This window comes from Bacteroidales bacterium, from assembly GCA_035299085.1.
Classification (GTDB): domain Bacteria; phylum Bacteroidota; class Bacteroidia; order Bacteroidales; family UBA10428; genus UBA5072.
The window spans coordinates 13636-27383 of the sequence record DATGXG010000053.1 but is presented as its reverse complement, the minus strand read 5'-3'; the positions used below and the strand labels follow the sequence as shown (position 1 = coordinate 27383).

6 protein-coding genes are annotated in these 13748 nt (G+C 44.1%); all 6 read left to right on the top strand.

Features of this window, described 5'->3' with window-relative positions; genetic code table 11:
- Nucleotides 1–102: 102 nt before the first annotated feature.
- The 6 genes from VK179_18195 to VK179_18170 all read left to right on the top strand — a co-directional run bounded on the left by VK179_18195 (nt 103) and on the right by VK179_18170 (nt 13205).
- On the top strand, nt 103–2628 hold the full coding sequence (locus tag VK179_18195) for a cellulase family glycosylhydrolase (protein ID HLO60687.1): 2526 nt from the start codon (nt 103–105) through the stop codon (nt 2626–2628).
- A gap of 53 nt (nt 2629–2681) precedes the next feature.
- Complete coding sequence (locus VK179_18190) at nt 2682–5645, top strand: TonB-dependent receptor (protein ID HLO60686.1); 2964 nt, start codon at nt 2682–2684, stop codon at nt 5643–5645.
- Nucleotides 5646–5662: 17 nt separating this feature from the next.
- The gene (locus tag VK179_18185) at nt 5663–7249 is read left to right on the top strand and encodes a RagB/SusD family nutrient uptake outer membrane protein (protein ID HLO60685.1); all 1587 of its coding nucleotides are present in this window, start codon (nt 5663–5665) and stop codon (nt 7247–7249) included.
- Nucleotides 7250–7277: 28 nt separating this feature from the next.
- Entirely contained in the window at nt 7278–9245 is a 1968-nt protein-coding gene (locus VK179_18180) for a DUF5114 domain-containing protein (protein HLO60684.1), read from the top strand.
- A 62-nt stretch (nt 9246–9307) separates the two neighbouring features.
- Nucleotides 9308–10336, top strand: a complete 1029-nt coding sequence (locus tag VK179_18175) for a glycosyl hydrolase 53 family protein (GenBank protein HLO60683.1) — start codon at nt 9308–9310, stop codon at nt 10334–10336.
- Nucleotides 10337–10427: 91 nt separating this feature from the next.
- Nucleotides 10428–13205 carry a PAS domain S-box protein gene (locus VK179_18170; GenBank protein ID HLO60682.1) on the top strand — a complete coding sequence of 926 codons (2778 nt, stop codon included), beginning with the start codon at nt 10428–10430 and terminating at the stop codon, nt 13203–13205.
- Nucleotides 13206–13748 lie beyond the last annotated feature (543 nt).

Genomic DNA, 13748 nt, shown 5'->3' with positions numbered 1-13748 from the left:
TTGTCCAGAACCTGTTAAAGTTGTCCATTTTGTGCCATGCAACGTCAAATTTAAACCGCTCCGGATTTTGGAATTCTTCCAATTTCATATAGTAATTAAAACATGATGCGTGCGATTATTTTTTTAATATTGATTGCCTTTATCTTTACGGCACCGGTCGTGTTGAAGGCACAGAAAACAACCGACCAGGTCTATGTGGACCGGTATGGAGTTATGCGATGGACAAAAGATCATTCAGAACTGCATGGCTTTGGCGTGAATTATACCCTTCCTTTTGCACATGAATACAGAATGGCTCTTCGTTCGGCAACTTCACCGGAGGAAGCAATCAGGCAGGATATATATCACATGGCCCGGCTGGATCTTGATTTTTATAGGGTTCATGTGTTTGATACGGAGATCAGTGACTCATTGGGTAACCTGATCAACAATGAGCATCTGAGATTATTCGATTACATGATTAATGAAATGGAGCGCCGTGGCATGCATTTCATTATTACACCCATTGCCTGGTGGGGTAACGGCTGGCCTGAAAATGACGAAAAAACACAAGGCTTTTCAGCAAAATACGGAAAAAATGCGTGCCTGACCAATCCTGATGCAATACGTGCCCAGGCCAATTATCTGAATCAGTTTATCAGCCATGTTAACCGCTATACCGGCAAAAACTATAAGGACGATCCCAGTGTGATAGGATTTGAGGTATGCAATGAACCACATCACAATGGCTTGTCTCAAAACGTAACCGGCTTTATTAATACTATGGTATCAGCAATCCGTAATTCAGGTTGCTCAAAACCGGTGTTTTATAATATGAGCCATAGTGTTCATCTGGCAGATGCATATTTAAATGCCGATATCCAGGGAGGAACTTTTCAATGGTATCCAACTAACCTTGTTGCCAATCATCAGATTGACGGTAATTTTCTTCCAAATGTGGCTTCTTATCCGATCCCTTTTGCAGGCGATCCGAAATTCAGGAAGATGGCAAAAATTGTATATGAATTTGACGCAGCGGATGCGGCAGGAAATTACATGTATCCGGCAATGGCATCCACATTCCGGAAAACCGGTATGCAGCTGGCAGCCCAGTTTGCCTATGATGCCATGTGCTGGGCCCCGTGGAACACCAATTACGGCACTCACTTTATGAATCTTGCCTATACACCGCAAAAAGCAATCAGCCTGAAAATTGCTTCCGCTGTTTTTCACAGTCAGGCTCTCTACCAGGAGGCTTCTGCATCACTGAAAGTGAGTTACACTGACGATCTTGCCCTTTGGATATCAAACGAAAAGTTTTTCTACTCAAACAATACAACTTTAGCTCCGCCTGAACCAAAAGAACTGAAAGAGATTGCAGGATGGGGTTCTTCACCGCTGGTAAGATATACAGGTACAGGTGCATACTTTCTTGATAAGCTGGATGAAGGGGTATGGAGACTTGAAATCATGCCCGATGCCTTTTGGATCAATGATCCTTATAGCCCTGTTAGCCCGAAGATTCAGAAAGCGGCGGTTATCCATTCCAGGCAAACCATGGTGATAGATTTGCCTGATCTTGGAAGCGAATTTAAAATGGAACCATTGAATCAGGGAAATACCTTTACATCCCCGGTCAGCAAAGGTAAATTTGATGCAGTACCGGGCGTCTACATTTTAAAATCCGGAAATTCAAATGCTATTACTCCCAATACCAAATATAAGAATATAGATATTTCTGAATATATTGCTCCGGCCACAAACCTTGACAGGAAGGTGATTTGGAACCATGCTCCTGCTGAAGCATCCGCAGGAAAACCATTTGTACTTGAATTTAATGCGGTATCTACGTCAAACATTGAAAAGGCAGAAGTTCTGATTACGGGTAACCGGCACTGGAAAACACTTACAGCTGCATGTGAAGGCAATGGCAGGTTCCGTGTTGAATTACCTGCAGAATTTACCGATCAGGGTTTTCTGGATTACCGGATAGTTATTTATGATGAGAAGGATACTACTGTCTTTCCCGGACCAGTTAAGGGTTCACCCTTTAACTGGGAAAACAGGAATTCAGGTACCTGGCGAATCGGATTCATCCCGGCCGGCTCGCCTTTAATGCTTTGGAATGCGGATCGCGACTGGGACTATTCGTGGAAAATATGGGACAATAATGTCAACCTGGTGCCTGACGGTTCCGGAACTGTATTGAAAGTGAATTTCGCTGCTTTTCCTCATCAAAATCCACTCGATAGCACAGAGCAATCCTGGTCGTTCAAGTATTACTTTGGGGATAAAATCAAAGGAAGAATGCTTGAATTACTAAATATAAAATCACTTGCACTTAAAGTAACCAACCATTTGAATACTAAACAACCGGTTGAGTTGGGGTTAATTGACAAGAACGGGTCTGTTGTGACCGCAGCATTAACAATAGAACCCGGGGATACGGTTTGCCGGCTACCAATAGAATCCTTAACTGAAGGATCCTGTTTGATATTACCGCGACCGTATCCCGATTTCTTACCCTTAAGAATAAAATACAGTGATTCACCATTTGACAGGCGGATGGTTGAAATGCTTCAAATTACGCTCAGACAAGGACAACAAAACAGGGCTGATCTGTTGATTGAAAAGATCTGGCTTGAATGATCGCAATAATCTCTGAAATAAAAACTTAGTACTACTTACTAATTATGAAAACTATGAAATTTAAACTTAACCTTCGGTATGTCACAATATCACTCATATTGTGCCTGCTGTTAATTCCGACAGTCCCGGTACCGGCCCAGCAAATAAAAGAGCGGACTGTTACCGGAACAATAACCGATGAGAACAATGAGCCCATGGTTGGTGTAAGTGTTCTTGTGCTTGAATCTTCGGTTGCCACAACAACCGATATAAGCGGGAAGTTCCTGTTAAAGGTGCCGGAAGATAAAAACAACCTGAGGGTTTCATTTATCGGTTATGAAACTGCGGTTATTCCCATTCCTGCCGGTAACAGCATTACATTCCAGATGAAATCCAAAGTAGAGGAGCTCGATGAAGTGGTTGTGATTGGTTATGGCACGCAACGCAAAGGTGATCTTACAGGATCGGTTTCGAATGTGACTACGAAGGATTTTAATAAAGGAATTATCAGTTCACCGGAACAGCTGATCAATGGAAAGATCTCCGGGGTGCAGATCATGTCGAACAGCGGTTCACCCAATTCGGGAAGTACTATCCGCATCCGCGGCGGGGCTTCGCTGAATGCCACCAACGATCCCTTAATAGTTCTGGACGGCATTCCCCTTGAGCCGGGAGGAATAAGCGGTAACAGCAACAATTTCCTCAGTCTTATCAATCCGAATGATATCGAAAGCATAACGGTATTAAAAGATGCATCATCAACCGCTATATATGGATCGAGGGCATCAAACGGCGTTATCATTATTACCACCAAAAAGGCAGCAGCCGGTAAAATGAAGATCTCGTTCAGCACGACTAATTCTTTGCAGACTAAAACAAAGCTGGCCGATATGCTCAGCATTAGTGAGTTCAGGAATGTAGTTGAATCCGAAGGGACTGAAGCACAAAAAGGCCTGCTTGCAGATGCCAGTACAAACTGGAATGATGAAGTTTATCGACTGGCTTTCGGTACCGATAATAATCTGAGCTTTTCCGGTTCATTAAAGAAAATTCCTTACAGGATTTCTTTGGGATATTACCAGCAGGATGGGATTGTAAAAACCGACGATTCGAAAAGGTTAACCGGAAATCTTTCGCTGTCTCCTTCCTTCTTTAAAGATATGCTCAAAATTACGGCAGGTGTCAAAGGTTCACTCAATAAAAACCAGTTTGCCAACGGTGGTGCCATGTGGGCGGCAACTACATTTAATCCGACCCTGCCGGTTTATTCGGGAAATACAGAATTCGGAGGTTATACCGAAGCTATTGACGGAACCGGAATTCCTGTCACTTCCGCTGTGCTCAATCCACTTGGCCTGATAAAACAATATAAATCTGAAAGTGACGTCAACAGGATAGTCAGCAACGTTGATGTGGATTACAAAGTGAATTTTCTGCCTGAGCTAAAATTCCATGGTGCTCTGGGATATGATTATGCCGAAGGAAGCGGCAATGTTTATGTCCCGGCAACGGCTGCACAGTATTATCTTTCAGGCGGACGCGACTACAGTTATGGCCCCCAGAAGAAAGAAAACAAGCTTCTGACCGCATACTTCAATTATAATAAAAGTATATCCGCAATTAACAGCACAGTGGATGCAACATTGGGTTACGATTACCAATACTGGAAGAGCACAACCCCGTTTTTTGAAGAGTCAAACCTGGCTGGAGAGATACAGAATACGTCTGCTCCCACCGATCAGCGGCATGTGCTGATTTCTTATTACGGCCGCCTGAATTACAGCCTGGCTTCAAAATATATGCTGACTGCCACTATAAGGCGTGATGGTACTTCCCGATTCAGCCCGGATGAACGTTGGGGTACATTCCCATCAGTGGCCCTGGCATGGAGAATTTCAGAGGAAAGCTTCCTTGATAATTTTGACTGGCTCAGCAATCTTAAGTTGCGTGCAAGCTATGGTGTTACCGGTCAGCAGGAAGGAATCGGGAACTACAACTATCTTCCGATATATACGCTAAGCCAGACAGGCGCTCAGTACATTTTCGGCAATGATATAATTAATACTTACAGGCCCGAAGAATATGTGGCGGATCTTAAATGGGAAACTACCAAAGCATTCAATTACGGTGTCGATTTCGGAATTTTTAAGGACAGGATTTCCGGTTCGGTTGAATATTACACACGCAAAACCGAGGATCTGCTTGCCACCGTGCCTTCTCCCGCAGGCACAAATTTCGAAAAGAATATCCTCACCAACGTCGGCAATGTCGACAGTAAAGGTGTTGAAGTCACGCTGAACGCCACGCCGGTGGACAATGGGGATTGGACATGGAATCTTACATTCAACGCATCCTGGCAGAAACAGACAATTAAAAACCTGTCCATTATAAAAGGGGCTGAAATCACGAATACCTCGGTAGGACCTACTATCGACAGCTATTATTTCCAGGTTCTTACCGAAGGATACGCTCCCTATATGTTTTACGTATATCACCAGTTGTATGATGAATCCGGCAAACCTGTTGAAGGTGCCTATGCCGATATCAGCAACGACGGTGAAATTAACTCGGAGGATTTATACCGTTATCATTCACCAGCCCCCGATTACATTCTTGGTTTCAGCACTTCGATAAGGTATAAAAAATGGAATGCCGGTGCCAATTTCAGGGCAAATATCGGCAACTATGTATACAATGGTATGTCGATGAACACAGGAGCGCTGGGCACCATGTCGTACAATTCGTACCAGCTTAACAATCTGAACAAAAGTTACCTTAAAACCGGTTTCCGGAGCAGGCAATATCTTTCGGACTACTATGTGGAAAACGCTTCGTTCATGAAGATGGACAATCTGACTATTGGTTATAACGTGGGAAAAATCGCTAAAAATTTCAACCTGAACCTCACCGGTATGATACATAATGTATTTACAATCACAAAATACAAAGGTGTAGATCCGGAACTTCCAGTGGGTATGGATAATTCCTTTTATCCCAGGCCTCGCATTTTTTCGCTCAGTATAGGTTTGGAATTCTAATTATTAAAATGTACAAGATGAAAAAGCTAATATATACAGCCATATTTTTGCCTCTCCTGATGCTGTCATGCACAGATGACCTCAACCAGTATCCGGCCATTGAAGAGACTTCAGTGTCGGTTTATTCCGATCCGGGTAATTATGTAAAAGCACTTGCCAAATGTTATGCTTCACTTGTAACAGCCGGCCAGGCCGAAGGAGGTGGCGACCCCGATCTAAGCAGTAACAATGGTTATGATTACATGCGATGTTATTTCAATATGCAGGAAGCAGGCACCGAAGAAATTGGATCCACCTGGATAGAAGGCGATAATATTGCCAACCTGACCTATCTTACCTGGGACGCAAATGATCCATGGGTAGCAGATATGTATTACCGTTGTTATTATACGATTTCGCTTTGCAACGAATTTTTAAAACATTGCAGCGATCAGGCCATCTCTGGCTTTACAGCAGAACAGCAGACTGAAATAAAAGTGTTCAGGGCAGAAGCCCGCTTTCTGCGTGCCCTGGCTTATTACCATGCACTTGATCTGTTCCATGATATTCCGTATGCAGATGAAAAGATCATTGGCAGTTCAATACTTCCGGAGGAATGGACATCAGACCGGATTTTTGGTTTCATTGAATCTGAGCTTCTGGATTGCAGCAATGATATGCTCGACGGCGCCAGCAGTATTTACGGAAGGGCTCCGCGTGCGGCTGCCTGGATGCTGCTTGCCCGGCTGTACCTGAATGCTGTGACATATGAAGCCGGTGATCATTATACCGATTGTATGACATACAGCCAGAAGGTAATTGATGAAGGATACGTTCTTGAAGATGACTATGCCTCGATGTTCAATGCCGATAACCACCTGAGGGTTGGAACCGGTCATGAGATCATCTTCCCGCTGGTGGTGAGCAGTACAAATGTTGTAACATGGGGTGCAACAACTTATCTTGTATGCGGCGAGGTAGATACCGACAACGGACCGGCACCGGATTCAGTAGGTTGTGCGAGTGCATGGAGTATGTTCCGTGTTCGCGGTGAACTCACTGCCCTTTTCGATATGAATAATGACGACCGTGCCATGTTTTACACCGATGGTCAGTCACAATACATGGATAATGGCGTTACAGACCGTTCGGGGGGCTATTTTACAGTAAAATGGAGCAACCGTAATGATAACGGACAAGTAGCTTCCAACACTTCTTCCAATGGCGTGGATACAGACTTTCCTATGTTCCGGCTGGCAGATGCATATCTAATGTATGCTGAGGCTGCCGTACGTTCCAATACTAACCTGTCAACGGCCGTAGATTATGTGAATTCGGTTCGTGATCACAGAAATGCCGCAGCAGTGAGTGAGGCTGATCTGACTGCAACAGCTGATAATATCCCTTTCAAATTTTTCCTGGATGAAAGAGGACGAGAACTTTACTGGGAATGCGTTCGCCGTACCGACCTTATCCGGTTCGGCTGCTTTACCGGTGATAATTACTTGTGGCAATGGAAGGGCGGCGCAAAAGACGGTATAGCCGTTAACGCCAAATACAATATTTATCCCATTCCGGCCACTGAAATATCGGCGAATCCGAATCTTTCAAATGAGAACTATTAAAAATCGCCATGCTTAAAAAAACAGATTTATGAAAACAAAAATCTTTATAATAGCCATTTGCAGTCTCGCCATTTTCACTGCCTGTGAAAAGGATGGCCTGTTCCTGAAAGTATTCGGACTTGATTCATCTGACCTTCAGGCAAGCGAAAGCGAAGTAATATTGACAAAGGACAATAACGGCTCACAGGTACTGGCTCTTAGCTGGAGTAAGTCTGATCTCAGTGTCAGTGATGAAAACATCGGCATTCCGGCATCAGTACCTTATGAAATTATTGAAGTATCAGCCGCAAATGATTTCGAAAACTCCATCACCCTTTCACCACAGGGTAACACGTATGCTTTTACCGGGGCTTCATTGAATACTCTGGCGAAAAATCTTGGATTTACAGCCGGGGTGAGTTCTCCCATGTATTTCAGGATAAATACCGCTTTGGGAACCAATACGGAGCCCAAATACAGCAATACTGTGATGGTGGATGTTACCTGCTTTTCAATTGACATGAGCCTGGGATTTATTCTGAATGCCGATCATGAGGATACGGGCTTCAGACTATATTCACCTGAAAGCAACGGTGAATATAGCGGATTCACAGGTGTTACATCATGGTTTAACTGGTACCTGCTTGAAGGAGACGGCACCGAATGGGGCAACCTGGGTATTGATGGTAATGCTTTCAGAATTGCGAACGATGAATCAAAATGGAACTTCTGGTATCCGGGACTTGGAGGCTGTTACTATACAACTTTGAGTATTACGGATGAACAATGGACTGCAACTTACATTCCATCATTAGAAATTACCGGTGATATAACCATGGCAATGACCTTTGACAGGCAGGCTGTTAAATGGTATGCCTCATTTACCACTACAGGGAATAATGCAACCATTAAAGTTTCAGGAATCGATGCTAAACTTTACAATGCATCCACAAGTACAGACGATGCAGCTGCCATAACAAAGAGCATTGGCTTTGTTCCTCAAACCGACAGCTCGCTTACGTTTGAATGGAACAGTTCGTCTGCCGGAAATATTACGGTACCTGAAGCGGGTGACTATACACTTACTTTCTTCCTGGCAGATCCCCGGCAATTGAAATTCCAACTCAAACCGGGAAAAACGGTTGTTGTTGAACCTATCAGCAAATACCTGTATTTACCCGGTATTGACGATGGAATCTCAGGCAGCTGGACCTTTGATAATTATCTCACACTGTTGAGCGAAGATGATTCAACTTTCGCGGGAGCCGTGCAGGTTAATTCACTATGGGGTTACCAAATGGGTTTAATCTCGGGCGACTGGGAAAATGTTTACAAAATGGCAAGCAATGGAGTCCTTTCATTCAAGAGCGGCTCAAACATTGCAGCACCTGCAGCCGGTTTCTACCTGATAAAGGCTGATCTTAAAAATCTCACATACAGTCACACTGCTATAACCAGTTTAAGTTATGCCGGTTTTAACGATGACTGGAATATGACTACCATGGATGCATCAAATGTTACAGGGGTATACACCAAACCGGTAACGATTGGGGCTGCTTCTCAATGGGGCTTCAAATTATACCTTAATGGAGGCTGGGATGATTTTTACGGTGGCGCTGATGGGACGCTTATATTCGGCGGATCAGGAATTACAGATGATGCGGGTGTTGTTGCCGGGTCATATGACCTCGTGGCAGACATTATCGGCCAGAGATATGCATTGCTTGGCGAAAAAATATACATAGGCGGGCTGAATGACATCTGGGACTTTTCCACGGTTGTCCTGGATAAAACATCCGCCGGTGTATATAAAGGAACGGCAACCATAACCACAGCCTCTTCATGGGGTATCAAAATTTACCCATATAAGGACAACTGGGATGCATACTTTGGAGGATCATTTACATCTATGGTTTTCAAAGGTGATAACATTACCGACGATCAAAGTCTGGCAGCAGGAACATATGACGTAACCATTGACTTTATTAATAATACCTGCACTTTTGAAGCGCAGTAGAATTGAAACGTGGTTTAAAAAGGGGCAGTTTTCTGCCCCTTTTTTTTATAATTTTGATTGTTATGAAAAAGATATTTCTTTTATCACTTCTTCTTGGCATAATGGGCGTATTCGCTTGTGCCTGTCATAAGGAAAACGACCGGAAAGATCCGGATGAAAACCCGGCCGATTCCTTTGCCAAAGGCGCTGATGTTAGCTGGCTTACCGAAATGGAGGATAACAACATCCTGTTTTATGATGCAAACGGAACCAATACCGATTGCATGCTCCTGCTGAAAAACCTCGGCATGAATTCCATCAGGCTGAGGGTTTGGGTTAACCCTGCCGATGGCTGGAACAATAAAACTGATGTTCTTGTAAAGGCAAAGCGTGCTAATGATCTGGGCATGCGGATCATGCTCGATTTTCATTACAGTGACAGCTGGGCGGATCCGGGGAAACAGACTAAACCGGCAGCATGGGCGTCGCTGTCATTTGATGACCTTTGCACTGCCGTATCCGATCATACAACCGATGTGCTTAACGCGCTTAAGAACTGGAATATCAAGCCCGAATGGGTCCAGGTGGGAAATGAAACCGGTAACGGAATGCTTTGGGAAGACGGCAAAGCCTCTGTTAACATGGCGCAATATGCAACCCTCAACAATGCCGGTTATGATGCGGTAAAAAGTGTTTTCCCCGATGCCAAAGTAATCGTCCACGTCCAGAATGGATGGGATAACAGCCTGTTCAGGTGGCTGTTTGACGGACTTAAAAACAACGGCGGTAAGTGGGATGTGATTGGGATGTCGCTTTACCCTGAGGTAAATAAATGGCAGGAGTATAACACGAATATCATTAATAACATGAACGACATGATCCTCCGGTATAACAAGGAGGTGATGGTTTGTGAGGTCGGAATGCCTTGGGATGAAGCAGCTTCTGCAAAGTTATGGCTCACCGACCTGATCACACAGTCGAAGACAATTGTTAAATGCCTGGGTGTATTTTACTGGGAACCCGAAGCCTATAACGGATGGAAAGATTATACACTCGGGGCCTTCGACAACAGCGGTAAACCGACTGTGGCGCTGGATGCTTTCAAAAATTGAACAATACTACCTGTTATTCTGTTAGAGAAATCCCTGTTAAGCTGCAGGTTATTTCCTGCTTCTGCATCTTCAGAGGTTATTCGATTGAACTATGCAAAAACAGGAACCTGAAACCGGTAGGATTCAACCGGAAGCCGCAACCAGACAACGCAGGAAGAGGGAAAGCACAGGACTGCTCCTTGTAGTCATTATAATTGTAGTGAGTGTTGCGAGTATTATCGGCTCCACGGGCAATATACCCTTCGTTGGAACCAGCCTTCCAAACTGGGCTACTATGAAAGTGGTTACTTCGGTATGTTTTATTTTCACCGGCTTGGCCTTATTAATACTTCGCAGTCAAAAATTCCCGGATCTGAAAATTGCAGTTCCCCGGTTTGTGGGTGTGTTCATCTTATTAATCGGATTTTTTACTGCTGTTAGCTACCTGGTCATATTGCGTACCGGCAGTGAACCTGCATTTAACCGTTTACCTGTGTTAAACATGTTCCTGAATCCTGATCACAGGATGGCGTTCATTACGGCAATTCTTTTTGTAATAACGGGGTTAGTTTTGATAACGTTAAGTTCAGGAAATTTTGGTATTTCTCATGTTCTCATTATCCCTGTTATCATAACCGGCTATTTTATCATTGTCAGTTATTTTCTTGGTTTTACTTCCGTTTATGCCATAGAGCATACTTCAGTTGCCTTATATTCTGGTATTAATTTCTGCCTGGTGGGCGTTTCCATATTGCTTTTCTACCCGAAAACCTGGCTGATGAAAGTATTTGTCGATGATTTTGCCGGAGGTCATATGGCCCGCAGATTAATTCCGGGTATTATGATTGTGCCACTCATCATCGGGTGGCTCCGGATTAATGCCGAAAAAGCAGGGCTATTCAGTATGGACACCGAAGTGGTACTGATATCGGTTACCTATACATTCTGTTTTACTGTTCTTTTATGGATTGCGGCACGGAGGGTTATAAACATCGACAAACGTTCGCAGAAAAGATTACGGGAAAGTGAAATGATCCTGGATACCTTCTTCAGTAACACCCCTATGGGAATGATCATTTATACGGATGATAACCGGTATGTAAGGTTGAACAGGCTTGCAGCCGAACAATATGGTCTGCCTTTGCACGATGCCATCGGAAAAACTATTTTCGATGTACTTCCGGCTGACCTGGCAAAAGCAACACAGGAACGTAACCGGGAAGTATTGAAAACAAACAAGCTGGCTGTAAACGAATACAATGCCATGCTGCCCTTGCGAAGTGAGAACGCCACAATGTCTCACTGGCAGGGATTCCGTTTTCCGGTTCCGCTTCCGGGGGGCAAAAGGGGTGTCGGACTGGTTACACTGAATATCACTGACAGGATTAATGCCGAACTCGAAAGGCTGGCTGCACTTGAGCGTTTGCAGGCCATGTTTACCAATGCGGCCATTGGAATTGTTGAGGGTGATGAGAACGGATTCCTGTTGAATGCCAACGCCCGTGCCTGTGAAATTCTTGGATACAGCCGCGAAGAATTGCCGGGTAAACATGTGTCAGAAATTACGGTTCCTGAGGACCGGCCTGTAAGTAAAAGTATAAATGATAAAATTTACTCTGGAGAAATCGACTGGATCAATTATGAAAAGCAATATTTGAGAAAAGACGGCTCAAGAGTATGGGTAGATATTACCGTCTCTGCAATTCGTGATGAAAAGGGAAAGCTCAGGCAGACTATCGGAACCATAGCAGACGTTAGCGAGCGCAAACAGTCGGAGCAAGCCCTAATCAGAAGTGAAACCATTCTTAAACAGGCTGAAACCATGGCCAACCTGGGAGCGTGGGTAATAGAACTGAGCCAGTCAGAAGATCCCGATAAAAATCCGCTAATATGGTCCGACCAGGTTTACCGGATATTCGGATATGAACCGGGCGCCGTGGAAGTCACTAACGACCTGTTTTTTTCACATGTGCATCCCGATGACAGGCAAAAGGTTTCAGAAGCTATATCTGACTCAATCAATTCCAGGAAGGCATATAATATTGAACACCGCATAAAAAGAGCGGATGGCATTGAAAGAATAGTGGTAGAACATGCTGAAATCAGGTACGATGATGTGGGTATGCCTAATCAGATTATCGGGGCTGTTCAGGATATCACCGAACAAAAACATGCAGAACTGGAACTGAAGCAAAAAAATGAAGAACTCACAAGGTTCATTTATACCGTTTCACACGACCTCAAAAGCCCGCTTGTAACCATTAAGGCTTTTACTTCATACCTTGAAGAGGATATTGAAAGCGGGGATAAAGTCGCACAGGGAAAGGACTTCGGGTATATTTCCAATGCGGCTGACAAAATGGGCAGGTTGCTGGATGAATTGCTTGAACTGTCGAGAATCGGAAGGAAGGAACAATTAAAAAGCGAAGTCACGCTTGAAACCATTGCACAGGCAGCCATCGACCTTGTAGCCGGAAGGATTAGCCAGCGAAATGTGAAAACAAGGATAACCGGTCCGCCGGTTGTAATGTATGGTTATGGCCAGCGACTGATTCAACTGTATCAGAACCTGCTTGACAATGCAGTGAAATTCATGGGTGATCAGCCGGATCCATTGATAGAGATCGGGTCATACGTGGATGATAACAAACACCGGGTTGTTTTATTTGTGCGTGACAATGGTTCGGGCATTGATCCGCAATATCACCATAAGGTTTTCGGATTATTTGAAAAATTCGATAGCAGTACCGAGGGTACCGGTATTGGTCTGGCCCTGATAAAGCGAATTGTGGAAGTCCACAACGGATCCATCTGGTTCACCTCGGAAGGGAAAGGGAAGGGTACCACGTTTTACTTTACACTTGAAAAAACGAGGCTGGTAGAAGCCTAGTTTGTCAAATTAATTGCATTTCTTTCGCCCTTTCAGGGCTGATTGTCGATAACACGCGTAAACACAGGGTTGCACCCTGTGCTGGTATCTTACACCCTTTCAGGGTGATTCGTTACAATGCACAAAAAACCATGAAAGTTTTTGCGGGTGCTTCATTAACTTGCCCAAAAGCCATGAAAGTTTTTGCGGGTGCTTCATTAACATGCCCAAAAGCCATGAAAGTTTTTGCGGGGGCTTCATTACTTGCCCAGAAGCCATGAAAGTTTTGCGGGTGATTCATTTACTTGCCCAGAAGCCATGAAAGTTTTTGCGGGTGCTTCATTAACTTGCCCAAAAGCCATGGAAAGATTTTGCGGGTGATTCATTTACTTGCACAGAAGCCATAAAAAGTTTTCACCGTTGATTCATTTACTTGCCCAAAAGCCATAAAAGTTTTCACCGTAGATTCATTGCTCACAAACAGTGACTTGTATTTTACGAATAGCCCTGAAAGGGCAACATAACCCAGCACAGGGTGGAACCCTGTGTATGATCGGTTGTTTT